This window comes from Granulicella sp. WH15, assembly GCF_009914315.1.
GTDB lineage: Bacteria > Acidobacteriota > Terriglobia > Terriglobales > Acidobacteriaceae > Edaphobacter.
Genome location: NZ_CP042596.1, coordinates 794,913 through 820,849, shown reverse-complemented (window position 1 = coordinate 820,849; position 25,937 = coordinate 794,913). Strand labels below are relative to the sequence as shown.

14 protein-coding genes are annotated in these 25,937 nt (G+C 64.0%); 6 read left to right on the top strand and 8 right to left on the bottom strand.

Annotated features, from left to right (window positions below; translation table 11 throughout):
* Nucleotides 1–98 precede the first annotated feature (98 nt).
* From FTO74_RS03615 to bcsA, 4 genes are all read right to left on the bottom strand, one after another.
* Complete coding sequence (locus FTO74_RS03615) at nt 99–2,927, bottom strand: M14 family metallopeptidase (RefSeq protein ID WP_255462485.1); 2,829 nt, start codon at nt 2,925–2,927, stop codon at nt 99–101.
* A 231-nt stretch (nt 2,928–3,158) separates the two neighbouring features.
* Nucleotides 3,159–6,191 carry a M14 family zinc carboxypeptidase gene (locus tag FTO74_RS03610; RefSeq protein WP_255462484.1) on the bottom strand — a complete coding sequence of 1,011 codons (3,033 nt, stop codon included), beginning with the start codon at nt 6,189–6,191 and terminating at the stop codon, nt 3,159–3,161.
* Between the two features lie 89 nt (nt 6,192–6,280).
* Complete coding sequence (locus FTO74_RS03605) at nt 6,281–7,255, bottom strand: aldo/keto reductase (protein WP_162536912.1); 975 nt, start codon at nt 7,253–7,255, stop codon at nt 6,281–6,283.
* A gap of 369 nt (nt 7,256–7,624) precedes the next feature.
* The gene (gene bcsA / locus FTO74_RS03600) at nt 7,625–12,055 is read right to left on the bottom strand and encodes a UDP-forming cellulose synthase catalytic subunit (protein ID WP_255462483.1); all 4,431 of its coding nucleotides are present in this window, start codon (nt 12,053–12,055) and stop codon (nt 7,625–7,627) included.
* Between the two features lie 283 nt (nt 12,056–12,338).
* Here bcsA and panB point away from each other — a divergent pair, with 283 nt between their 5' ends.
* The 4 genes from panB (at nt 12,339) to FTO74_RS03580 (ending at nt 16,837) form a co-directional block, all read left to right on the top strand.
* Nucleotides 12,339–13,235, top strand: a complete 897-nt coding sequence (panB, locus tag FTO74_RS03595; protein ID WP_162536910.1) for a 3-methyl-2-oxobutanoate hydroxymethyltransferase — start codon at nt 12,339–12,341, stop codon at nt 13,233–13,235.
* Between the two features lie 3 nt (nt 13,236–13,238).
* The gene (gene panC, locus FTO74_RS03590) at nt 13,239–14,132 is read left to right on the top strand and encodes a pantoate--beta-alanine ligase (protein ID WP_162536909.1); all 894 of its coding nucleotides are present in this window, start codon (nt 13,239–13,241) and stop codon (nt 14,130–14,132) included.
* The gene (gene coaBC, locus FTO74_RS03585; RefSeq protein ID WP_162536908.1) at nt 14,129–15,349 is read left to right on the top strand and encodes a bifunctional phosphopantothenoylcysteine decarboxylase/phosphopantothenate--cysteine ligase CoaBC; all 1,221 of its coding nucleotides are present in this window, start codon (nt 14,129–14,131) and stop codon (nt 15,347–15,349) included. Before panC ends, coaBC begins: the two co-directional genes overlap by 4 nt.
* Before the next feature lie 99 nt (nt 15,350–15,448).
* Entirely contained in the window at nt 15,449–16,837 is a 1,389-nt protein-coding gene (locus tag FTO74_RS03580) for an alpha-amylase family glycosyl hydrolase (protein ID WP_162536907.1), read from the top strand.
* A gap of 178 nt (nt 16,838–17,015) precedes the next feature.
* Here the strand turns inward: FTO74_RS03580 and FTO74_RS03575 are convergent, their stop codons facing one another.
* The 3 genes from FTO74_RS03575 to FTO74_RS03565 all read right to left on the bottom strand — a co-directional run bounded on the left by FTO74_RS03575 (nt 17,016) and on the right by FTO74_RS03565 (nt 21,621).
* Entirely contained in the window at nt 17,016–18,221 is a 1,206-nt protein-coding gene (locus FTO74_RS03575) for a glycosyltransferase (RefSeq protein WP_255462482.1), read from the bottom strand.
* 217 nt (nt 18,222–18,438) lie between these two features.
* Nucleotides 18,439–19,611, bottom strand: coding sequence for a hypothetical protein (locus FTO74_RS03570; protein WP_174242208.1), 1,173 nt, complete (start codon nt 19,609–19,611; stop codon nt 18,439–18,441).
* Nucleotides 19,612–19,779: 168 nt separating this feature from the next.
* A complete protein-coding gene (locus FTO74_RS03565; RefSeq protein ID WP_162536906.1) occupies nt 19,780–21,621 on the bottom strand; it encodes a hypothetical protein in 1,842 nt (613 codons plus the stop codon).
* A gap of 158 nt (nt 21,622–21,779) precedes the next feature.
* On the opposite strand from FTO74_RS03565, the gene FTO74_RS03560 reads away from it, so the two are divergent.
* Nucleotides 21,780–22,616, top strand: coding sequence for an ABC transporter ATP-binding protein (locus tag FTO74_RS03560; protein ID WP_162536905.1), 837 nt, complete (start codon nt 21,780–21,782; stop codon nt 22,614–22,616).
* A gap of 105 nt (nt 22,617–22,721) precedes the next feature.
* Nucleotides 22,722–23,474 (top strand): metallophosphoesterase family protein, encoded by a 753-nt coding sequence (locus FTO74_RS03555; RefSeq protein WP_162536904.1) that lies wholly within the window; start codon nt 22,722–22,724, stop codon nt 23,472–23,474.
* Nucleotides 23,475–23,571: 97 nt separating this feature from the next.
* Here the strand turns inward: FTO74_RS03555 and FTO74_RS03550 are convergent, their stop codons facing one another.
* Nucleotides 23,572–25,503, bottom strand: a complete 1,932-nt coding sequence (locus tag FTO74_RS03550) for an ABC-F family ATP-binding cassette domain-containing protein (protein ID WP_162536903.1) — start codon at nt 25,501–25,503, stop codon at nt 23,572–23,574.
* Between the last annotated feature and the right edge of the window lie 434 nt (nt 25,504–25,937).

Sequence of the window (25,937 nt, the reverse complement as noted above, 5' to 3'; positions counted from 1 at the left end):
CTCCTGAATGACAACCAAGAAAATAAGCAACAACGTTCTCTCAAAATAAGAAGGGCCGGGATTTTCCCCGGCCCTTCTTGCGTTGCTATGTCGCTCTTCTACTTCAGCGTAACCTCCGTGCCCGCGCCATCCAGCACCCCGTTGAAGAGGAACTTGAAGGTCGAGTGCGGCTGGCCACGGAAGGTAACCTCAGGCCCGTAGAGCACCACCTTGCCCTTCCCTACCGGAGCCTCGGCAATGGCCGTGCTGTGGTTGATGTACTTCGATCCCCAGGCCCAGCCGCTGGCCAGCAGGTTCTCGTCGTCATACCACGCCACCGTCCGCAGCCCCTTGATCTGGGCATCGGGCGAGAGCTGGAACGACGGGCTGTGATCGAAGTCGAAGACGACCTTGGCCGGAACGCCGTAAGCAAGCGGATCGGCCGAGTTGACGCGGGCCTTCAAGAGCGAGCCGGGAATGTAGAAGCGCTCCGGCGGAACCGCCTCTTCCTTGCCCTTGACGATCTCGGTGGGAGCGTCCTTCAGCGGCAGCTTCAGGAACGAAGCGATCGACGTGGAGCCTCCGATAGCCAACAGCGAGCCGCCATCCTTGACGAAGGCCTCAAGCTGAGGGATCGTCTTCTCCGGCGTGATGTTGCCCAGCCAGGGACGGAACTCGGCCGGGACATCCTCCGGCGCAAGCTGGCCGAAGCCGCGTCCGCCACGGCCTCCGCCCGCGTGGATGGAGCCATCCGCGAAGACCAGCACGTCGAACTTATCGTGCAGGTTGCCCGCGTCGAGCGTCTGCGGATAGACGACCGTGAAGGGGAACTCGAACTGCTCGAAGAGCCAGCGGATCCAGCCCGAGGGCATCGAGCCGCCGTACTGATCGACCAGGCCGACGCGGATGGGATGGACCTGGATGGCCTCGCCCGTGGGGGCCTGCGCGACCGCGAAGGCGTTGATGCCGAGCGTCTTCACTGCTGTATCGAGCAGCTTGGCGGTGTCAGCCGAGTAGGGCAGCCACAGAGCGCCCGGAGGCAGTTGTTTGCCACCGGCTGAGGTGGCGGACTTCAGCCAGTAGACCGGCTGCCCGGCCTTGAGCAGGCGGTTGGTGAGCGTGTAGGCGTCGTTGTACTCGTGGCTGACGAGGTAGCCCGCCGGAGTGCCGCTGACTCCGGCGATGGTGCCCGGCAAGGGCTTCGCCAAGTCGGTCTTGATGAGCTCAAAGGGGCCGGTGAAGGGGTCGAGCACGCGGTCGAACTTGACGCCCATCTGGTAAGCGAGCGTCCAGCCGGTGGTGTCGTAGGGACGGTTCGGGGGACCGCCCGGATAGGGGAAGTCGTTGGGGTGATCCTGCGGCTCGAACTGGTCGAGGATCTCCGGGCGGAAGGCCTGCGCGGTAAGCACGACATACGATCCGGCGGGGTAGTGCTTGCCCGCTACGTCGAAGGCTGCGGTGGCCTGCTCGACCTCGATGCCGGTCTTCATCAGCGTGTTGATGTACTTGGTGGCCGTGGGGAAGTCGGGCTGATCGGCGCTGATGATGTAGCCACGCGGATCGCGCATGGCGGGATCGTGCAGCACGGTGTTGTAGAGGTCGGCCGGAACGCCGCCGCCGCGAACACCGCCGTTCTCGGCTCCGGGATCGAGCGGACCGCCGTGGCTTACGTGCACGCCCGCCTTCTCGGCTGCGGCTTCGAGCGCCTCGACCCGCTTCGGCGTCACTGTCCACGAGTCGGTACTGCCTGCGTCGACCGAGTTCTTCGCCATCAGGTAGATGTTGTAGAGAACGTGCGTGCGCTCGCGCGAGGCGTAGTCCATCACCGCGCGGTTGTTGGTCTGCTCGTACGCGATGGACTGCGCGTAGTGCCACATCTGCGGCTTGATGGGGTAGACAAGGTCGTTGCGTGGGAGCTGCTGCGCGGGCACCAGCGGCAGAGGCTGCGGCGTGGGGTCGCCAATGATCTCGGTCAGCAGGCCGATCTGGTTGTGGAAGTAAGAGATGGTGCGCAGGCCGCCGTTGTACCAGGTGGAGTACGAGGTGCCCGTGCGCGAGATGGAGCCGGGCTTCTTCTCTTCGACCAGGCGCTCGTGCATCGCCGTGCCTACGGCCTCGATGCCGAGGACGAGCAGCGGATCGTAGTGGTAGCTGTTGGGGTCGCGGAAGGGCGGCATGAAAATGACCGTGCCCGCCGGGCCAGCCTGGTGGTGGTTGTAGACGATCTGCGGATACCAGACGCGCGAGAGGATGCGGTTGACGTTGGTCGTCTCCGGCATATTGCTCATGTAGAAGTCGCGGTTGTCGTCGTGGCCGATGTACTTCTGCCACAGGCGCGGCACCCCAGCCATCGCGCGCTTGGTGGGATCGGGGTTGCGCATGTACCAGTCGGAAACCAGCTCCATGCCGTCGGGGTTGGCGAAGGTGCAGAGCACGATGTCGTCGTGCAGGAAGCGCATCGTCTCGGGGTCGGTCTTGCTGTTCAGCTCGTAAATAGTCTCAACGAGCTGCTGCGCGCCCACGGTCTCGGAGGCGTGGAGTCCGCCGTCGATCCAGACGATTGCCTTGCCCTCTTCGGCCAGGGCCTTGGCCTGCTCGTCGGTCAGGTCCTTCGCGCGGGCCAGCTTCTCGGAGATCTCGCGGTAGTGCTCGAGCTTCGCCATGTTCTCGGGCGCGCTCATGATGGCCATGTACTGGTGGCGTCCCTCAGCGGTCAGGCCGATGTCGACCAGCTTCATGCGGTCGGACTCCTTCGCCAGCTTTTGCAGGTACTCGGTCTCCTGCGTGTAGTTGACGAGCTGGTAGTCGGCGCCGATCTCGTGGCCGAACTGCTGCTGCGGAGAAGTGATGGTGCGCGGCTTCTGGGCGTGCGCGACAGGCAGCAAAGCCAGCGCCACCGTACAGAGGGTGCTGGCAAGACGAAGGGCAGAGGTATGGAACCTTGGCACTAAGAATCTCCTGAAAGCCAGACGAAGAGACGCCTGGGCTGGCTGCATTGGTTTACGGGACTGTTAGCGAAGACGTAGAGATCTGTTGCAGAGACGCAGGCTTTATGACGATTTCGAAAAAAACTTCTCTACTATCAAGCCGTAGATACAAGAGAAAACGAAGGGGTAGTGATTGCCAGCCGCCCTAACCGACTGGCAATCACTACCCCTCATCCTGCGATGACGCAATGCTTAGTTGCTTCCACCAGCGGCATCTTCTCCGCGTGAGCCACGGTTGCGCGGCGCGGGCTTGGCCGCGTCCTTGCCTGCGTCGAGATGATCCCAGTTCAGCAGCGTGTTGAAGCCGAGCATGTAGGTGCCCTGTGTCTGCCAACGCCAGAAGGGACGCAGCGCGAACATCACCACGTGCCCCTGGCCGAGCGGCACATCAAGCGCCAGAGCGCGCTTGCTCAGAGCCTCGCCACCGGAGAGTGCGCCCGAAAGCAGGATGTCTGAGCTCTTCTCCGGGAACTGCATCACCACGCGCGGCGGGGTCGCATCGTCGACGAAGCCGAACTGACGCATCATCTGCCGCATCCCCTCTGCCTCGGAGATCTGCGCGGCAGTGGGCGGCGGCGTGGGCGGAGTATCGTCACCCTCGACCACGAAGGGCGAGAGCTTCACCGGGTTGGCGTTCGGCGTGATGTCGTAGGCCACGCCGGGCACCACCGAGCTAGTCTGGCGTCCGCCACCGGCAGCGGCGGCACCGGCTACCAGCACCGGCTCCGCACTGAAGTAGACCGGCAGGTCGTTGCCCGTGTAGCCGTAGACGATGGGGCTCTTGTGATCGACGATCATGCCGCGCATGATCGAGCCCTTGGTGTAGAGATGCGTAGGATGCTCCACATGAACGCCGGCGGTGATGCCGTAGTCGGGCAGGATGGTCGTGGTCGAGCCTTCAGTCAGCAGAGTTCCGCCCTCACGGACGAACTTAGCCAGCTCATTCAGGCCGTCCACGCCCATGCCGCCGCGGATGTCGTCGCTCGAGTCCTCCGCGCCGAGGTTCGGCGTCAGCTCCGACTTCTTGTAGGGGATCGGATCGGGACCGGTCTTGGGGATGCCGTTGACCTGCGAGATGGACGAGCCGCCGATGCTCGGGAAGACGATGACGTCGTACTTCTCGCGCAGATGGCCCTCGCGCAGCTTCTGGTCGGAGAAGTAGGTGAACGGGACGCCGTAGCGGTCGAGCGCCAAGCGTACCCAACCCTCGTCCTGCGTGCGCTGCCACGAGTGGACGTAGCCGATGCGGGGCACGGTGAGCGGATGCGTCTTGACCGCGGGAGCTGACGACGTAGCGTAGGCGATCAGGCCAAGCTTCTGGATCGACGCCTTGATCGCCGCGTTGTTCGCGCCGTCGGGAACGATGAACGCGCCCGCGTGCAGATGATGTCCGTCAAGGTCGAAGTTGTCCTCAGCCGCCTGCATCGGCACCGACGGGTTCGAGAAGCGGAAGGTCACCAGCACGTTGTCGGTGTTGGCGTCGACCACCAGCGTGGAGCCAGTGCCGTTGACCGTACCCGGCAGTACGACGTCCTCCGTCAGCGGCTTCATCGTGGCCGAGAGCACGGTCTTGTCCGTGATGGGATGCACCACGATATTGCGCATCAGCGGCATCGTCCAGCCGGTGTCGTCGTAGGGCAGCGGGTTGGTCACCGGGTAATTTTGCAGGCTGAAGTACATATCGACCAGCGTGCGGAAGGGCTGATCGGCGCGGATGACATAGTCGCCCGGAGCCACCGCCGTCGAGCCGAACTGCCCAGCCGACGTAGCGATGTTGAACTCGACTCCCTGGCGGCGCAGGTCGTTGACCATGTCGGCCGCGTTGCTGCGGCGGGCCTGTGCGGCGGGGATCACCCAGCCGTAGACCGGGCCGTCCTTGCCCTTGTCCACCGAACGCTTGTTCTTCAGCCAGTAGTTCTCGAGATAGAGCGAGTGATCGGTCGAGACCTTGTCCAGCGCGAAGAGGATCGCCGACTCCTGAATGTTGGTGTTGTTGCGCGGCCCCCACTTGATGGTGGGCAGCGGCGGGTTGGTGCGGTACCACTCGCGGCTCGTCGTGGTCGCGGGCAGTTGCAACTTCTCCTGCACGTCAGGTCCGTACGACTGCACCTCGTAGAAGCGGCCGAAGGAGTTATGCGTCTCGGCGATCCAGAAGAGGTAGTTCGGCACCCAGCCGTCGTAGAAGCCATAGGTGAAGACGCCGGGCACGTTGCGCTTGGCCATCTCCATCACCTCGGTCTCGGCCAGCAGCCACCACTCGTCGGGCGCGATGGGGTCGAGCGAAGGATTGTAGGGGCCGGTGCCGGTCGAGACGTAAAGGTAGCTCTGGGCCTCGTGCAGGTCGTGCAGGATGGTCGGGTGCCAGGTGAGTACGCCGTCGGTGATGTGCTGCGTCAGCGCGAGGCCCTGACCCATGCCGTCGCGGTTGTTGTCGTGGGCCACGTACTTGCCCCAGTACATCAGCGGAGGACGCGGCTTGCCGGTCTTCTTGCCGTAGTAGTAGGTGTCCACCTGCTTGTCGCGGCCGTCGGTCTCGACGACCGGCGTGATGAAGACGATGGTGTGCTCGCGGATGTTCTTGATGAGCGGCGTGTCCTCGACCAGCAGCCGGTAGGCCAGCTCGGTGAGCATCTGCGGGCCGCCGGTCTCGGGCGAGTGGATGCCGCTGGTGATCCAGTAGAGCGGCTTCGAGGTGTGGATGATCTTCTGGGCCTCGGCCTCGCTGGTCTTGCGCGGATCGGTCAGCGCGCCCAGGTCGGCCTTGTATTTATCGAGGTTCTTGATCGCATCCTCGCTGCCGATGGCGAGCACGACCATGTCGCGCCCCTCTTCGCTCTTGCCCAGCGTCCAGAACTTCGCCCGCCCCGGCGCGGCCTTGGCCAGCGCCTCGTAGTACTTGTTGATCTCCTCGGAGTAGTACAGTTCGCCCGGCTGCCCCGGCATCTTGCCGAAGAACTTCAATGGCGTGGGGATCGTCGCCGACGCGGGCAAGTGATCGACCAGCTCCGTCGTGAACCGAGGGTCCGAGAGGTACTCGTGGATCAGCCGCGTGTACTCCTCGTCGTTCTTCTGCGGCGCGGCGGGCTTGGCGGCAGACTGGGCCAGCGCGGTGCTCGCCAGAGTGGCACCAAGGAGACCGGCAAGGATGACGCGACGGGCGCTCTCGATCGGAGGGACGAAGGCCCACCTCCGGATCGGAGTGGAGCAAGCAAAGTTAGAGGTCATAGATGAGAGCTATAACAAACGGCGATAGAGAGGTCAAAGGAATTCGTAACCTCGGCCCACTACTATCGCCCCGTAGCTCCAAACCGCTGCTATGCCTCGGGAACCGGCGTGCCTGGGTCCCAGTTCTGCTTCAGGCCACTCGGCCACAAGGTCTCCGCACCGCCCGCGCGCAGCATCTCCATGACTTCGTGCGCCAGTTGGGTATGCTCCTCGCCCTCGAGCACTCGCAGGTTCGCCCGCACAATCTCAGGCGTTCCCATCCCGACCAGCGTGGTGGCCACATGCGAGTAGTCGAGGCAGAAACGCAGCGCCAACGTCTCGATGGCCACGCCCTGCGCTGTGCAGAATTCCGCCGCTCGGACACAGACGGCCCGCGCCTCGGGCGTCGCCGGATGCCACGCAGGAGCGCCCGCTTGCGTCAGCAGCCCCATGTGCAGCGGCGACGCATTGATGAGGCCAAGCCCCTCCGCCTGCGCGAACGGCCGCAGCTCACGCTCCATCGTGGTGTTGGCCAGGTTGTAGCGGCAGTAACTCAGCACACTGTCCAGCCGAATGCCGCGCTCGCTTGCCTGCCGCGCGATCGTCCGCAGGTTCTCCAACTGGTAGCCCGTGATACCGATCAGCCGCGCCTTCCCCGCTGTGCGCAACTCCTCGAGTGCGGGCAGCGTCTCTTCCACGATCTGCTCCACCGTGCCGAACTCGCAGTCGTGCACCTGCAGCAGATCGACGTAGTCCGTGCGCAGGCGACGCAGCGACTCCTCGAAGCCCTGCGTGATTGCCTTGGCCGAGAAGTTGAAGGCGCTGGCGCCGTAGCGTCCGCACTTGGTGGCCAGTACCACGCGGTCGCGCCGACCCTCGAGCGCCGCGCCCAGGCGCTGCTCGCTCAGGGTCAGGCCGTAGTAGGGAGAGGTGTCGAAGAAGTTGATGCCCTCGTCGATGGCCAGATGGACCGCTCGCTCACCCTCGCTCAAGGGGATATCGCCGAAGACGTTGCCCAGGGCCGAAGCTCCGAAGCCGATCACTGAAACGCGCGGACCGCCAGGTTGAAGCAGGTTATATCTCATAAGCCTGCCCTCACTATAAATGGGTACTTCGCACCGTTCTCGGGGCGGTATGGGTGAGTTCTCTTCTGAGGGCCTTCCGTTGGTCGGCAGCAGGATTTTAGTTTCGGACCAGCACGCGAAGCAGTAAAAAGGCGTGTGAACGCCCGCACTCCGAGCAGGAGGCTCGTCCGGCAGGACAAGGTTGTTGCTTTTCCAAGAGTGGAGCTTTGTGGATGGGGATAGAAAGCATACCTCGGGGCTAAAGCCCGGACCTACCCCAGAGGCAGCAGCAATAGACTCCCCATGCGCTATTCGGATTTTCGGATTCTATTTGTAGCGAAAAATGTTACAAGATAATTTGTGACAAAATTTGTTATTTAATCCGATCACTTACTTCGGTTCGACCCTCAGCCGATCGGCTGCCAGCAACGCGAGGTAATCGCGTGCGTACGCGGCCAGCACCAGGCTCAGTGCCATCACCATCACCATCAGCAGCCAGAAGTGCTCCGCCATCCACAGCCGCAGCATCGCGTACGGCGCGATATTGCCCACGTGGTACACCCGCGAGCCCAGTTCGTACGAGGTAAACCTGCCGTTGCGCAGCAGGCTCACCGTGTGCGAGATATCGCTGGACTGCGAACGCTCCAGAAAGATATCGGCAAACCCGTTCAGCGCCTCGTCGTTGCGCAGCTCCAGCATCACGATCGAGCGGCCCGAGAAGAACGGCGACTCCAGCCCCTCCATCAGCAGGTCGGGTAGCCCATCGGAGGTGTCCGAGATCTGCTCCTCGGGTGAAGCTTCGCCGTTCATCCGCTGCCAGTACGCGCGCAGCAGCTCCGTCAGCCCGCTCGGCCCCTTCACATGCAGTCCGCTGGCATCGAAGGTAACCGGCAGCAACGCATCCAGCGACGAGAAGACCGGCTGGTCGGAGACGCTGCCTAGCATCAGGTAGTCGCGGTCGCCGCGCATTACCACGTCCGGGCCGGCCACCGAGAGCCGCAGAGCGGGATAGCCCGTCTGGGTGCCGCAGTGGCTCATCAGGTAGAGCAGCAGAGTGATCTCGTTCGGCGTCGGCGTGGACGGCAGCACGATCACCGTGTCGGCCAAGTCGGCGCGGCGCGTAAACGGAAAACCCGCATTGGCAAACAGCTCCAGGTTCGGCATCGTCGCCCAGTGCGTCAGCCCGCGTATATCGAGATAGGAGTCATGCAGGATCGCGCCCGAGAGCGCCCCCGGCCCGCTCTGCCGGTCGATATTCGGGTTGGCGGGAATGAAGTCGAAGCTGAACAGCAGCGTATTGCCGAACGGGCGCATCTGCGGCACCGGCATCATCACCGTCCGATGATGATCCGCGAACTGGTTCCCCGACGGCAGCGCCGTCTCGTTAATCATCGAGCCGTTGGCAAACACACGCAGCGCGGAGCCCATACCCAGAGGCAGCGGGTTATAGCGATAGGTCAGAGCCAGCTTCAGGTTCTGCTTCTCGCCGTAGTAAAGGTCCGGCGGCACGCGCAGGTAGACCGGCAGCGGTTTGGTTCCGTCCGCCTGCAAGGCCTCCTGCGAGCTGAGCTGCCACAGCGGCGTCAGTTGATCGGTCGACAGCCAGCGCGGAGCGTCGTCCGGCTGACGCGGCTCCGGCATCGCAAAGTCGCCGATCCGCACGCTCTCGCCCAACATCGGCGCGGCCGTACCGGCCATCGGATGCGAGACCTTCATCAGCGCGAGCGCGAGCGCCGCATGCATCAACTGTTCGTCGTTGTCGCCCGACAGGATCAGCGCCGCTCCATCCGGGTCGGAGGGGTTGGACTTGATATTCAGCGACGGGCCACCCGCGGGAATCCGTAACCCATCCGGCAGACGGCTGGGCTGGTTCGAGAAGACGATCACGTTGCCCGGAGGAATCGCGCCGATCGCAACTGAAAAGTGCGGCGGCTTCGAGCTGGCCAGGGTGCCCAGCCACGAGGCCACAATCCCCGCCGCTTGCAGAGCCTGCGGCGTCGGCGGCGAAAGGAAGACAAACGGGATCGTCGTCGTGGTCTGGAGATCGGTGTCGAAGAGCGGTAGCGGCAGCAGTCCCAGGTCTTTCTGGAACGGCACGCGGTCGCCCGCGATCAGCAGTGTGGAGCTGGCTCCGATGTTCGCCAGCACTATCGAGCTTGTCGCCTTGCCCGACTGCGACACTGTGCCGCCCGTGAACTCGAACGTAATGTCGTTGTCGCGGATCAGCAGCTCGGCCGGGATCGGCAGCGCCACGAAGCCGTACTCGGCATACTGCTGCGGCTGGTCCGGTGCGGCGATCTCGGCGATGGGCGAGCCGTTCAGAGTCACCTTGATGGTGCCGGTGTGCGGCGGCAGCTCCGAGCTGAAGTGATAGGTCAGGTCGAGCGTCGCGCGCCGCGGAAGCCGCGTATGACCCAGCGTGAACTTGACCGAGTAGTACGAGTGCGGGCCGCGCATCTCGACCGAGTTATGCACTCCCATATCCTTCAACGTGATGCTGTCGTTCGCCTGGCCGCTCGTCACCGTAGTGGCCGGCGGTGTGAGCAATGTGATCTGCTGCCGCTTCGTCGCGGAGGCAACTGGCGAGGAGACCGCAGACGGCATAGCTACCGGAGCGGTATCGGCAGCAGGCTGCTGCTCCGCAGCCCCGGAGCTCTGCGCGCCCGGAATCTGCGCATGAGCCCGCCCCGGCAGCATGGCAAGCGCCAGCAAGGTCACCGTTACCGCAGCGGCGGCGGCCTTCTTCTTACGCGGCAGCAGGCCGCGGAGTACCTGGTTGAAGCCCGCGAAGGAGATACGAACCACGCGCGCCAGGCTGACCATCGGACGATCCACCTCGACGTCATCGCGCAGCTTGATCCACGAGTTGGCGCGTGAGTACAGGGCACAGGTCAGCGTCTCTTCTTCCTCGATCGTCGGCGTGTTGAACTGCAGCCGCACCGCACCCTCGCGAATCCCCACCACCGTCGCCCCAATCTCCGCGTTGCCGGTCTGTGCCGGGAAGGCAAGCTGCAACGACTGCCCCAGCTCAAACTCGTAGGCGTTGCCGCACCGGAGCGACGCACCACCCACGGACATATCTTCCGTCATGCCGTAGATCAGCTCGCCCTGCGGCAGGCGCAGACGCACCGAGAGCTGCGCCGGAATCCGCACCGAGCTGCGACGCTGCTGCTGCTCGTTGGCGCACGCGGCGGCCACTCCCAGAATCACCATGTTGAACAGTATCCAGGCCAGGTTGCTGAGGACCGTGCCCGGGTGCGTCGGATCGGTGACCAGCAGACGGTAAGGCACCGCGCACACTCCCAGAAAGTTCAGGAGCAACAGCCACGTGGTGGGAGCCGCGATGTGGCGGTCGAAGGTCGTCTCCGCCAGAGTGCTGCCCTTGTCCGTCACGTTGAACTTGCCCAGCTTCGGGTTGATGAGCGCGAGCAGCGTCGGCAGCAGGATGTAAGGCGCAAGCACGGTCTCGTAGATCTCGTTCCAGAACGAGTGGCGATGCCTGCCCTGTACCCGAGAGTTGGTCAGGCTCGAGATGACCAGGTGCGGCATCGCGTACGCCAGAATCGCCACCCAGTACCCCGGAATAACTGTCCGCCCCAGCAGCATGTAGATCAGCGGAGCGCAGAGAAAGATGAGCCGCGGCACCGCGTACATGAAGTGCAGCATGGCGTTGAAGTAGCAGAGCCGCTGCGTGAGCTTCATCCCCGAAGCCAGCATAGGGTTGTCGGTACGCAGAATCTGGATCATGCCGCGCGCCCAGCGCACGCGCTGGCCTACGTGCGCCGCAAGCGTCTCGGTGGCCAGACCCGCAGCCTGCGGCAGGTTGATGTAGGCCGTGTTCCAGCCCTTCTTCTGCATCCGCAACGAGGTGTGCGCGTCTTCTGTAACAGTTTCGGTGGCAATTCCGCCTACCTCGTTCAGGGCCTCGCGCCGGATGACCGCGCACGAGCCGCAAAAGAACGTGGCGTTCCACAGATCGTTGCCGTCCTGGATGATGCCGTAAAAAAGCTCGCCCTCGTTGGGGATCGACTTATATTGCAGCAGGTTGCGCTCGAACGGATCGGGCGAGTAAAAGTAGTGCGGCGTCTGCAACATCGCCAGCTTCTTCTCCGCCAGGAACCAGCCCACCGTCACTTGCAGGAAGCTGCGCGTGGGTACGTGGTCGCAGTCGAAGATGGCCACCAGCGGCGAGTTCATCGTGGTCAGCGCGTGATTGATGTTTCCGGCCTTGGCGTGGTTGTGCTCGGCGCGCACAATATAGCCGACCCCGGCCTCTTCGGCGAAGCGCCGGAAGCCCTCGCGCGTGCCGTCGTCGAGGATATAGACGTGCAGCTTCTCCGGCGGATAGTCGATATTGTTCGCCGCCAGCGCCGTGTACCGCACCAGCGAGAGCGGCTCGTTGTAGGTCGGAATCAGCACGTCCACATGCGGCCACTCGGCCTCGTCCTCGGGCAGCGGCATGGGCTTGCGCCGCAGCGGCGCGCTGGTCTGCATGAAGCCCAGCACCATGATGAGGACCGTGTACGCCTCGGCCGAGATCAGCACCAGCATCAACACCGCGTCGATGGTGAAGCGGGGGTTGGCCTCGTCGCCGAAGTACTGGATGATGGTGTACACCCGCCACCACCCGTAGCGCAGCGTCGCGGCCAGCGAGATGAGCATCAGTGCGATGGTCACCACGCGCGATCCCTTGAAGCGGTTCAGGATCATCGCCAGCAGGATGCTGACGATGCCGACCACGATCTGCTTCTGCCAGCCCAGATAGAGGCTGACGAACTGAAAGAGCAGAAACGTGCTCAGAAGCACTACGACCAGGCGCACGACCCGAGTTCGGACCTTCTCTGTACCGAGGAAAAAGCTCACGTTATCTACTCTCTACTTCCGCGGCAAAATGGAAATACAACATTCGTGCAACGTGTACGGTAACCTTTACTAAATCGTCAATAACAAAAGGCACATCAGGCTCATAACAGGGTACTTTCCATTATCTGTCAGCCTCCGGCGATCCGGCTGTCCCGGACAAGACCTTCGGGCGGGGCGTATACTAGCCAAGTTCGGGCGGCATCTGTCGCAACACTCTGGCAGAGCAGCACTGGAGATGACTATGAGCCTTACTCAACTCGCAGATAACGTCGAGCGTGGTGTTTCGCGCAAAGTTACCCCTCAGCTTCTGGCCGACAAGAAGCGACTTCGCCAGCCCATCACGGCCCTTACCGCGTACGACTACCCGACCGCGCGCCTGATAGACGAGTCTGGAATCGACATGATCCTGGTCGGCGACTCGGTGGCCATGGCCGTTCTCGGCTACGACTCCACCCTACCCCTCACCGTTGACGAGATGCTACATCACGCCAAGGCCGTGCGCCGGGGTTGTCGTAACTCCTTTCTCGTCGTGGACATGCCCTACGGCAGCTACCACTGCGGCAGCGAAGACGCGCTGCGCAACGCACTCCGCTTCGTCAAGGAAGCCGGAGCCGAGGCGGTCAAGATCGAAGGCGGTGCCGAGCGCGCCGCGCTGGTCGAGCAGCTAACCCTAGCCAAGATTCCCGTCGTTGGCCACATCGGCCTTACGCCGCAGTCGCTCAACCTGATGGGCGGCTACAAGGTGCAGGGCAAGACCGTCGCGGCCATCGACCGGCTGCTCGAAGACGCCGCCGCCCTCGAAGGCGCGGGAGCCGTCGCGCTGGTGCTCGAAGGCGTTCCTCGCGAGGTCGCCGCGCGCATCACCGCCGCGGCCAGCATCCCCACCATCGGCATCGGCGCGGGGCCGGAGTGCGACGGACAGATTCTCGTCTTCCACGATATCTTCGAGCTGACCTTCCTCCACCGCGCCAAGTTCGTCCGCAGCTTCGGCAGCGCGGGCGACCTGGTACGCAGCGGGCTTCGGCACTTCCGCGAGGCCGTCGCCGCGCGCACCTTCCCCAGCGACTCCGAGAGCTATCACCTCTCGTCCGGCGTCCGCGCCGAGTTCGAGCATCCGCCCATCCCAGCAGGAAAGTAACCAATGCAGATCCACACCACCATCGCCAGCCTGCGCCAGGCCATCGCCTCAGGCTCCGGCACGCTCGGCCTCGTTCCCACCATGGGAGCCCTGCACGAGGGCCACCTCTCGCTCGTCCGCGCCGCCCGCAGTCAGTGCGGCCGCGTCGTCGCCTCGCTCTTCGTGAACCCCACCCAATTCGGCCCCAACGAGGACTTCAGCCGCTACCCCCGCACCTTCGAGCGCGACTGCCAGCTCTTCGAGCAGGCCGGAGTCGATCTCCTCTTCGCGCCCCAGCCCGAGGAGATGTACCCCCACGGCCCCGCCGATCCTAACCGCACCTTCGTCGAGGTGCCCGGCATCAGCGAGCGGCTCGACGGGCACTTCCGCCCCGGCCACCTGCGCGCCGTCGCCTCCGTCGTGGCCAAGCTCTTCCACATCGTCTCGCCCGACTTCGCCTACTTCGGCCAGAAGGATGCCGCCCAGGTGGCTACCATTCGGGCCATGGTCCGCGACCTCAACTTCCCCCTTCACGTAATGGTCTGCCCCACGGTGCGCGACCCCGACGGGCTGGCTCTCAGCTCCCGCAACCGCTACCTGACTACCGAGCAGCGCACCCAGGCGCTCGCGCTCTCCCGCGCCCTGGCCCTCATCTCTACCGCCGTCTCCGAGGGCATCCATGAGGTCCCGACCCTCGTCGCCAACCTGACCTCCGCCATCCGTAGCTCCCCCGGCCTGCGCTTCGAGTACGCCGAGATCGTCGATCCCGACACGCTGGAGCCTATCGCCAATCTCAAGCGCGGAGCCCTCGTCGCGGTAGCTGCGTACCTCGGCAACACGCGCCTCATCGACAATATGGTTCTTCCTCCCATGCAGCCTATTGCTGTCCAAACAACCGCGCAGGAGGTCTCCGCATGAACGTCCTCGTGGGAGTCGCAGGCGGAGTAGCCGCTTACAAGGCCGCCGAACTGGTCCGCGCCCTGCAAAATCGCGGAGTAGACGTGCAGGTGGCCATGACCCGCTCCGCCGAGGAGTTCATCCGGCCCCTCACCTTCGCCGCGCTCACCGGCCATCAGGTCTTCACCTCACTCTGGAAGCCCTCGGCAGAGGCGACCTCCGGCGAAGCCGGGCCGTTCAGCATCGAGCACATCGCTGTCGCTCAGCAGATCGACGCCCTTGTCATCGCTCCGGCCACGGCCAACACCATCGCCCGGCTGGCCCACGGGCTGGCCGACGACTTCCTGACTACGCTCGCGCTGGCCACGACCGCGCCGATCCTGCTCGCGCCCGCGATGAACGTCAATATGTGGAACCACCCGGCCACCCAGGCCAACCTGCGCACGCTCGAGTCGCGCGGCGTCCAGATCGTCCCGACGGGCTCCGGCTACCTGGCCTGCGGAATGACCGGCGGAGGCCGTCTCGCCGATCCCGAGGTAATCGCCGAGGCAGTTCTGCAAAGGCTTCTCAAGACAAAAGACCTTACGAATGAGCACATTCTGATCACCGCTGGGGGCACCCGCGAGCCTATCGACCCGGTGCGCTTCCTCGGCAACCGCTCCAGCGGCAAGATGGGCCACGCCCTGGCCGAGGAGGCCGCCGCCCGTGGGGCCGCCGTCACCCTGGTCACCGCCTCGACGCTGGCGGCACCGGCTGGCTGTACGGTCGTCCGCGTCGAGACCGCCCGCCAGATGATGCACGCTGTTCTGGACCACCTGCCCGCCACCACCATCATCATTGGGGCCGCCGCCGTGGCCGACTTCCGCGTCGCCGAGGTTGCCGGATCGAAGATTCGCCGTAACGGGCCGCTCACCTTGGAACTCGAGCCAACCGAGGACATCATCGCCCGTGTGGTCGCGGGGCGCAGCGCCAACACCCTCGTCGTAGCCTTTGCCGCCGAGACCGACTCGCCCGAACAGAATGGTCGCGCCAAGCTGCTGCGCAAAGGGGCCGACGCCATCGTCATCAACGACGTCTCCCTGCCCGGCCTGGGCTTCGATTCGGACTCCAACGCGGGCATCTTCCTTACCCCTACCGTCTCGGTCCCCCTGCCCGAGAGCAGCAAACGCCTGATGGCCGCGCGGATTCTCGACCAGACCGTGGCCCTGCGCACATGCAGCCTTGAACCAGTCCTCTAGATCGGAAAACACGCGAAGCGTCCAAGACCGCACGAAGTGCCGCCTGCCAGATGTGAGGGCGTTTTTGCATCAACATTCAACTCAAGTAGCATCAAAATCATGATCTCCCCGGCTTCACCCGCGTCCCGCAAGGCCCCAAAACGCTTCCCCATCCTGTTTCTGCTTGCCCTTGCACTCGGTGCGGGCGCGGGCGCATCGGCCCAGACACTGGCCCACTCGCACTGGGCCGGTGACGGCATATCGGCGGACCCGTGGTGGCGCACCGCCGTCTTTTACCAGATCGATCCCCTCACCTTCCAGGACTCCAACGGCGACGGCTTCGGCGATCTGGCCGGGGTCACCCAACGCCTCGACTACCTGCAATCGCTCAACGTCGACGCCATCCTGCTCTCGCCGCTGAAGATCACCCTCACTGCCGGAGCAGCTCCGGAGCCGGACCCGCTCTACGGCGCTCCGGGCGACTTCGACGACCTGATCCAGCAGGCCAGCCGCCGCCGCATCCGCACCATCATCGACCTGCCGCTCACCGCCGGGCGCTCCGCCGCCGAGATGACCGGACTGGCCCGCTTCTGGTTCAGCCGCGGCATCGCCGGACTTCGCCTGATACGTGACGCCAAAGCCCCCATGACCGCCGCCGATGTCGAACAGACCGCGCGCCAGCTAAGACAGGTGGCCGACGGCTTTGGCGGCCAGCGCGTGATCCTGGCCGATGCCGAGCTTGGCGCTGCCTCCGCCCAGTTGGCCCTGACGCCGCCGCTGGCCCTCACCGATCATCTCAGCGGCTCCGACCTGCGCCGCGCCCTGCTCGACTCGCTGGCTCCGAATCGCACTGCCCCGGTCTTTTTCACCGACTCCCCGGACCACCCGCGCAGCCCGGATCGCTACGCCGATCCCGCGCAGAGCACTGCCATCGCACGCCTGCTGGCCACCCTGCTGCTGACCAGCCGCTCCGCCGCGAACCTGTATTACGGGCAGGAGATTGGTCTTCAGGCAGCCTCCACAACCAAACCGGAGTCGCTTCCAGCCGCCGCGCAGGCATCCCTTGCGGCCGTGGCTCCGGCGTTGATGCCCTGGGGCGGAACGCCCGGCTTCAGTACCGGTAAGCCCTGGCTGCCGATAAACAATACGACAGCCACCGTCGCCGCCGAAGACCCCGATCCCAAGTCCCTGCTGGGCTGGTATCGCCAGTTGAGCGCGATGCACCACAACAATCCAGCCCTCAGCTCCGGCGCCAGCACGCTGCTCGATACAGGCAATCCCGATGTGGTCGGGTGGATCCGCAGGCCCGCGTCCGGAGATCCCGTGGTCATCGTCCTCAACCTGGCTTCGCACCCCAGTCAAGCCTCGTTGACGCACGACCTGCACGCCGGATTCCTGCGTAACCTGATCCCCTCGACCGCGAGCGGGAGCTACATTCAGCCGATCCAGGTGGGCTCGTTTACGCTGCCGCCATATGGGGTCTACATCGGCGAGCCGCATCTGAAGTAGGGAGAAAAAAGCATACCTCGGGGCTAAAGCCCCGACCTGACCAGAAGCAACGGCAACGACAGAAGCAGATTCCTCCGCTTCGCTCCTGAATGACAGCCAACAACAGGCAACGGCAAGTGCGGCCTCACGCCGGGCGGGCGGCACTTCGTGCGGTACTCGACGCTTCGCGTAACAACTGCTATGCCAGCCGCTTCACCGCTGCCTCACGCTCAAGCATCTCCACGTACGCCGTATACACCCGATCGAAGACCGAATCCCAACTGCACCCCAAGGCATACTGCCGCGCCGTTGCGCGCATACGGACCAATTGCTCAGGATCGTTCAGCACCCCGGAGATCGCGCCGACAAAGCCCTCGTCCGGCACGATATGCCCCGTCTCGCCCTCGCGGACGATGTACTTCGGGCCACCGTCCGGCGTCACCACCGCCGGAACCCCGCTGGCCAGCGCCTCCAGCACCACGTTGCCGAAGGTGTCGGTGTGCGAGGGAAAGACCAGCAGGTCCATGCGGGCATAGGCTCGCGCCAGATCCGGCCCGCGCAGCACCCCGGCAAACTCGGCCGTGGGCAGAGCACGCCGCAGCGCCTCCTCCTCCGCCCCGTGCCCAATAATCAGAAACCGTGCATCGATCCCGGCGCTCGTCAGCGCGTCCTGAATCCGCGGCAGCAGGGAGACGTTCTTCTCCACCGAAAGCCGCCCGACGTACCCCAGTGTAAAGGGTCTCTCCGGCTGGTCTGGCTGCCGATGGGCTGGAGAAAACAGCTCCGTATCCACGCCGCGCTGCATCAACTGGCACTGCCTGCCGGTGGCCTGCTCCAGCATGGCGCACAGCTCCGTGTTGGGCGCGAAGAGCACCTTGGCCAGCCGGTAAAAACGCCCCGTCAGCTCCAGCGCCCCGGCCTCGATGCCGGATGAGGTGCTCTGGCCCATCGCCTCGGGCAGCAGGGCCGTCAGCCAGTCCAGCCGCCGCGCCGCGTACTCGTGTACGTTGGTGTGCCACGAGGCGGCCAGCGGAATCCCCAGCTTCCAGGCAAAGTACGCGGCAAAGATCCCCAGCTCACTCGGCCCGGTCATGTGGATGACATCGGGGCGGAAGCGCAGCAAAGCCTCTTCGATCACGTCTCCGTGCCGCCAGTAGAGCGGGTCGAAGGAGAGGTCTTTTTCCATGCCGACCGCGACCCAGCTCCGTGGCAGCTCCAGCGTGGTCAGCTCGCCGCGACGGTGCTCGGCGGTGTCGCGGTCGCCCGCGCGCACGCACAGAAAGGGAAGGCCGTGCCGCTCCGCATAAGCCACGAAGTTCCGGCTGGTATGCGCGACCCCATTGACCTCGTGGAACGAATCCGGAAAGTAAGCGATGCGCGGAGCCTGCATCGAACTAGGGTACATCGGCATAGTTTCGTGGCCTTAAAAGACATTGTCCTGCCGGACGGGCCTCCTACGCGGAGGGCGGTCACTTCGTGACGCGTATACCTTGTCTCGATGACTCAAGAGGCAACGGTCCTCCCGCTGGTCGGAAACAAAATGCTCGTTTCCGACCAGCGGGAGGACCTCAGAAGAGAATCCCGCCCATACCGCAACGAGAACCGCACGAAGTGCCGAAGTGCTATGCGTCTAGCTTGCTCAGCGCGGCGCGCATCTCGCTGGTGTCGCTCCATGCCATGCGCAGGCCGCCCGAGACCGGAGCCGCGCCCATCATACGAACCGCGTTCAGGATGAACCGCAGATAAACCGGGGCCTGACCGTCGTTCCACAGCGTCGAGAGCGGGCGGATCTCGCCCTTCGAGTCGGGGTGGAAGACGCGCTCATCCCAGCGCTGCGAGCCTTCGGGGAAGTGCGGGTAGTCGCGGATCGCGTCCAGCGTCGACTGCAGGATACGGTGCTTCCACGGCTCGGCGTACTGCGGCATGTAGAGCACATGCGAGATCCGCTCGCGCCGCACCTCGTAGACGAACTCGGTGAAGCTGGTCGCGTGGGTCAGGTTCACGTTCGCGTTCGGCTCCACCCCGTGGCGGTCGCCGCCCGAGATTACCAGTTGGTTCCACTTGCCCGCCAGCGTCGAGATCTCGCGATTCTCCTTCCAATCGCGCAGGCCGTTCAGCTCCAGCGCGTGGATGAACTGGCCGTTCACCGCCAGAAAGTCGTTGACCAGCGCCTCATGCTTGGCGTTGCCGATGCGGTAGAGATCCCAGAGCGGGTGGTTGAAGACGATGAGCACGCCGGGCAGCTCGTCGAGCTCGGCCAGCATCGCCGTCAGCATCCCCGCGGGCTGCTCGGACGACTTCATCGCCGTGAAGGCCTCCAGCCGCACCATCCACTCCAAGGCAGTGGCGCTGGGCAGGTTGTGGACGCCGAGGTGGAATGCGGTGGCTCCGTACGGCACCGTCCACTCCAGCGAGACCGGGATGTGCCGGGCGCTGTCGATCGAGCGCAGCAGCATCGGGGCGCGGATGTCGTCGTGATCTGTGATCGAGACCAGGGACGCCAGTTGCAGCTTCTCTTCCACCTGCGTACGCTCCAGGTCAAAAGCCAGACGCGGCGTCAACGGTGGGGTCCAGTAGCTGGCCGCGTAGTTGGGACGGATGCCCGAGCAGCGCGCCGAGCGGTCCTCGGCCCAACGCATCACACGCTGCAGCCAGCGCCAGTCGCTCGAGAGCTCCGCGATGAAGTCGAGCGTCTCCCGCGACATGCTGGTGTGGCTGTGCAACGAGACCCCGGTACGAAAACCTTCGGTCGCCTTCGGCTCGCGCCACCAATATGAGATGCTCGACTGGCTCATAGAACCCCCTCCCCGTGCCTTAGGTTACCTTTCGCTGCAAGTATTTCCCCACAAGATGAAGGGGATGTGACTGCTGCAACAATGGTGCTTCAAAAAGGGGATCACGCTTGATACCTAAGCACTTAAGTACCCGGGAATTCTTGTATTTCAAGGGGTTGCTTTCTGCTGTTACTGCGTGCTTCCAGTGGAAAAGACCTGCTCGGCCTGCGCCCCGATGAGGCGGTATAGGGCAAAGGTACGGCTGTGCTGCGCGCGCAGCTCGACCAGCAGGCTGGCCCGGTTCGATGCCTCCGCATCCACCACGTCCACCAGCCGCAGCCGGGGCGTGCGGTCCAGGTGCCGCGAGTCGGTGACGTTGTCGAGCGCTACCCGCAGGTCGTTGTTGGCGTCGGCCTGGGCAATCACCGTCACGTACTGGACGGTGGCTCCATCCGGGCTCGGCGACGAGGCCGAGAAGCTGTAGGTCGGCGCGCCGCCGTAACTCAGGGTGTAAGCCTTCAACACCTCATCCGACAGCGGCAGCGGAGGAGGAGGTGGCGGAGTTACGGCCTTGCTCCGATGGGCTCCGGTACGAACGACTATTGGCTTGGTCGGCGGCGAAGCGGGAGCGACTCCGGCGTATGTCTTCAGCCGATTCCGGGCCAGATCGCGCATCTTGCCCAGCACTGTCTCCTGCTCCTCCTTGCTCTCCCAGGCACGGGCGAAGTCGTGCTGGGGGCGGTCGACCGCGTCCGATACCGCGACCATCTGGTGCAGGTCCGGCGGCAGCCCGATCAGTTTGGGCAGGTCGTCGTCGGTCATGGCGTGGGTGGGCTTGCCACGGTGCAGGTTGGGGCGGTTGGGGTCGTCATTCAAGGAGCCGACCTCGGAGACCGACGCTCCGCCTCCCTTCTGCGCCGCCTTTTTCTCGGCTGGGCTACGCTTTTTTAAAGTAGGCCTGTCCGGGTCGTCGGCCGGGGAGTCGCTCGACGCCGTGGTGCTGCCGGAGTCGCTCCGACGCTTCATCGTCGGGCGGTCGGGGTCGGAGTCGCTGCTGGAAGTCTTTGAATCCGAAGAGCCTGCCGAGGAGCTATCGCTGCCGGAATCCGACCTTCTCTTCATCGTCGGACGGTCCGGGTCATCGGCGGGGGTACTGCTGGATGCCGTCGTGCTACCGGAATCGCTTCGGCGCTTCATCGTCGGACGGTCGGGGTCAGAGTCGCTGCTGGAGGTCTTTGAATCCGAAGAGCCTGCCGAGGAGCTATCGCTGCCGGAATCCGACTTTCTCTTCATCGTCGGACGGTCGGGGTCGTCCGACTTGCTTGTAGAAGCCGTCGTGCTTGGTGTGGAAGGGGGCGAAGTTGTAGAAGCCGCAGGAGTTGAGGGAGTACTCGAAGCCGAGTCGTCGCGGCGTTTCATTGTCGGACGGTTCGGATCATCGTCCGGCTTGGGGGTTGAAGCCGTCGTTGTGGGGGTGCTCGAAGAGGCCGAGGGCGTGGACGTCGAAGTGCTGCCGGAGTCGTCCCGCCGCCGCATCGTCGGGCGGTCCGGATCGCTGTTGGCCGTGGTGCTCGCACTTTTGTTTGCGGTGCTGTCCGGACTCTTGTTGTCTGAAGAAAAATGCGGACGCGCAGTATCCGGCTTGCTGCTCTGCACCGTGCCCTTCGAGAGACGCACCTTGCCCGAAGGCGGCGTCAGCTTGGGCGTGGGCAGCGCCTTGTACTGCCCGTAGCCAAACCAGCCGTCGTCGTACGGAGCCGCCGAACTCTCCTCGGCCGGTTGCAGGTGACGCGCAAATGCAAGATCCAGCAGCCCTTTAGGCACGCCGGACTGGTCCAGCTCGAAGATTGTTCCGGTCTCGAGCGCCATGGGGACGGGACGGGCAAGGTAGACTCCAGCGTCCTGCAAACTGCCGTCGATGAAGAGCGTGACCGGGATGAGGCGACTGGCCGCGGGCTTAGCCACGTCGCCGGTCCACTCGTAGACCCCCACCGCCCGCACCACGGTCTCGGGCTTTTTGACAGCGTGCATCTGGGCGGCAAGGGGGACTGCAACGGGCAAGGCAAGCGCAACGACTCCGGCGACCGCCGACGCGACCCGACCTTTGCCGCAGATCCTCATACTGGCATTAGACGCGATATCCGGCAGGTCGTGCCAGCCGATGCCTCCATTCAGCTACCATTCATGTGGTGGATTCCCAATCGGACAACCCGCTGCTCGAGGTTTCGGACCTCACCGTCGCCTTCGGAGGCCGTCCCGTCGTCCACGGAATCTCCTTCGCCATCCGGCAGGGGCAGACGCTCGGGCTGGTGGGCGAGTCCGGCTCCGGCAAGTCGGCCACCTCGCTGGCGCTGCTGCGGCTGCTGCCGCCCTCGGCACAGGTCACCGGCTCCATCACCTTTGCGGGACAGAACCTGCTCGCCCTGCCCGAGCCAGAGATGCGCCGCCAGCGCGGCAGCGGCATCGCCATGATCTTTCAGGAGCCGATGTCGGCACTGAACCCGGCCATGACCGTGGGGCAGCAGATCGCCGAGGCGGTCCAGGCGCACCACCCCGAGATGGATCGTAACGCCATCAAAAAAAAGGTTCTGGAGGCGATGCACGACGTCGCCCTGCCCGACCCGGCGGCGCGGTTTGGGCACTATCCGCACCAGTTTTCGGGGGGACAGCGCCAAAGAATCCTCATCGCCATGGCGCTCGTTAACCGGCCCCGGCTGCTCATCGCCGATGAGCCGACCACCGCGCTCGACGTCACCGTTCAGGCTCAGATTCTGGAGCTGCTGGCCAGCCTGCGCCGCTCTCACTCGCTGGCCATGCTATTCATATCGCACGACTTAGCTGTCGTCGCCCAAGCGTGCGGACAGCCCGGCGACCAGGTAGCCGTGATGCAGCATGGCCGAATCGTCGAGCAGGCTCCTGCCGCTGAACTCTTCCGCGCGCCCCAGCATCCTTATACCCGGCGGCTGCTGGCCTCCACCCCCACCATGCAGACTGATCGCGGCCTACCGCTCGCTTCCCTGGCCTAAGTCACCGATTCGACACCATAGCCCTCGGAAGATATTCTTGGGAGTCGGCTTTTTTCGCCTTTCAGGCTTGCCGAAGACCTTTCATACAAGTCCGATGCGAGCCCCATGCGTGCCTTAGTCCTCTCCGACATCCACGGAAACCTTGAAGCCCTTCAGGCCGTCCTCGACGCTGCCAGCGGGTGGGACGCGCTCTGGAACCTCGGCGATATCGTGGGCTATGGGGCCAGCCCGAACGAGGTCATCGACCTTATCCGGCCGCTCTCGAGCCTGACCGTGCGCGGCAACCACGACCGCGTCTGCTGCGGGCTGACCTCGCCGAATGGGTTCAACCCCGTCGCCCGCGCCGCCGCGCTGTGGACCCGCGAGGAGCTGACGGCCGAGAATACGGAATGGCTGCGGGCGCTTGAGCAGGGGCCGCTGCATCCGGCGCAACCCGGCGTCACCTGCGCCCATGGCTCACCGCTCAATGAAGACCAGTACATCCTGAGTATGCGCGATGCGTGGGCTCCGCTGCAGCAGATGACGACCTCCATCACCTTCTTTGGGCACACTCATCTGCAGGGAGGGTTTTCGCAGAAGGAGCACGACTGGCACGAGCTGCGGCCCGCGTACGCCAGCGCCAACGAGGCAGGCTCCTGGGTCTTCGAGATTCCGGCGGAGACACGGCAGTTGATTAACCCCGGCTCGGTGGGCCAGCCCCGGGACTACGACTGGCGCGCTGCCTATGCCATCTACGACACCGAGGCCGCCACGATTACCTTCCATCGCGTGCCCTACGACGTGGTTCGTGCGCAGGGCCGCATCCTGATGGCCGGATTGCCCGAACGGCTAGCCCTGCGGCTGCGCGAAGGCAGATAGTCCTGCCGGACGGGCCTCCTGCGCGGAGGGCGGGCGGCACTTCGTGCTGTACTCGGCTTCGCGTGGTCCTCCCGTTGGTCGGGATCAAAGATTCTCGCTAATCTCTTTGCTCTTCCAGCTCCATCCCCAGCCGCTCCCACTCCGCCATCGTCTCGGTTAGCTCCGTCCGCAACGCCTCCAGCCGAGCCGCCGACTTCTGCGCCTCCTCCGCCGTGGTAAAGACCGCCATCGCCGCCTCTGCCTCGGCGATCTTTTCTTCCAGCTTCGGAATCCTCTCCTCAGCCTCCTGCACCTGATCTTCAAGAAGCTTCAGCTTGATCGGATTAAGCCGCTTGATCTGCTTTTTTTCCTCTACTTTTACTTGTGTAACAACCACGGGCACAGATACTGGAGTATTTGTAATCGTTTCTATTACTTTTTCTGGGCCGCCCTGTTTTCTCCACAGGTAATCCTCATAGTTTCCTGGATAGATATGCACACGGCGCTCCTCTACCTCGAAGACCCGCGTCGCCAGCCCGTCGATGAAATAACGATCGTGCGAGACGAAGAGCACCGTGCCGCTAAAGTTGCGGATCGCGTCCAGCAGTACGTCCTTCGCGCGCAGGTCGAGGTGGTTCGTCGGCTCGTCCAGCAGCAGCATGTTGGCCGGGGAGACCAGCATCTTGGCCATCGCGTAACGGTTGCGCTCTCCTCCTGAAAGAACGCCCAGCGTCTTGAAGACGTCGTCGCCCGTGAACATGAAACAGCCCAGCAGGCTGCGCAGCTCGGTCTGCGGCACCTTCGGAGCGATGCCGCTGATGTCGTCCAGCATCTTCGCGTTGCCGTCGAGCACCTTGTACTGATCCTGCGCGAAGTAGTCGGCCAGCACGTTGTGGCCTAGTTTGATCTCGCCGGAGGTGGGCGGCTCGAGCTGCGCCAGCATACGGATCAGCGTCGATTTACCCGCGCCGTTCGCGCCTACCAGCGCGATGCGATCGCCGCGGTCGATCGAGAAGCTGACGTCTTCAAGCACGCGCTTTTCGCCGTAGTGCTTGGTCAGGTTCTTGACGTCGATCACCGTCCGCCCCGAAGCGGGCGGCTGCGGAATCGTGAAGTGGATCGTCGCCTCTTCCTCTGGCACCTCGATGCGGACTATCTTCTCCAGCTCCTTGATGCGCGACTGGACCTGTTTCGCCTTGGTGGCCTGCGCCCGAAAGCGGTTGATGAACGACTCCAGATGCTCGATCTGATCGCGCTGGTTCTTGTACGCGCTCATGATCTGCGTCAGCCGCTCCTCCTTCTGCTTCACGTATTTCTCGAAGCCGCCGAAGAAGAAGTGCGCCTTCTTGTTCCACAGCTCGACGATCTTGGTCACGGTTACGTCGAGGAAGTAGCGGTCGTGCGAGATCAGGATGAAGGCGTTCTCGTAGTTGCGCAGATAGTCTTCGAGCCAGTTGCGCGTCTCGAGGTCCAGGTGGTTGGTCGGCTCGTCGAGCAGCAGCAGCGAGGGCTTCTGCAACAACAACTTGGCCAGCGCGATACGCATCTGCCAGCCGCCCGAGAACTCCTCGGTCTGTCGGCTCCAGTCGTTCTTGTCGAAGCCCAGGCCGCCGAGCACCGTGCCCACCTGGTAATCCAGCGTGTAGATGTCGTGGGCGTGCATCAGGTCGGCGATGTGCGAGTAGCGCGTCGCGGCGGCCTCGTACTCGGCGCTGCCGGGGGCGAACTCGGCCAGCTTACCGGAGAGCACCTCGGCCTCCTGCTCGAGGCCGCGCAGCGCGTCGAAGACCGAGAGGCACTCCTCGAAGACCGTGCGGCCCTTGAGCGCGAGGCCGTCCTGCGGCAGGTAGCCGAGCGTCATCCCCTTGACCCGAGAGAGCGTCCCATAGTCGAGCGTCTCGATCCCCGCCAGCACTTTGAGCAGAGTCGACTTGCCGGTTCCGTTGCCACCCACCAGCCCGGTGTGTTCGTCCGGGGTGATCAGCCAATTAATATCTTCGTAGAGGAGCTTCTGGCCGAATCGCTTGCCGGCCGCTGAGAGTTGGAGCATATCCCTATCTTCGCATCCTGACGCGTCCTGCGCCCGTTCGCACGCGATTGCAATTCACACTCCCCTGCCCGGCCACCTCTGCGGGGTCGATTCGAGACTGTTACGAAACCTATGCTCGGGTCCAGGTTGTCGTTGGTTCAACTTCCAAGTTGCCGATCATCCGTCCGCTGCTTGAAACGTCGCGCTTCAATCAGCGAAATGGTGGGTTCCGATCTACTGAGATGGGTCAAGATATTGTGTCATCCGCTATGAACAGCTTCTGCACTTGGGATGTGAACGGTTGGTGTAAGGGCTAATCCTCACCCGATAGGCTCGCAGCTTTGCCATAAGAAAATGGTCATTCCCCTGATCAATCCTGATGTTCCTTGCAAACCATTGGATCATGTCTGCGGTCGCTGGGATTTTTAGATCAGGAGACAAGCGACCCATGGGCA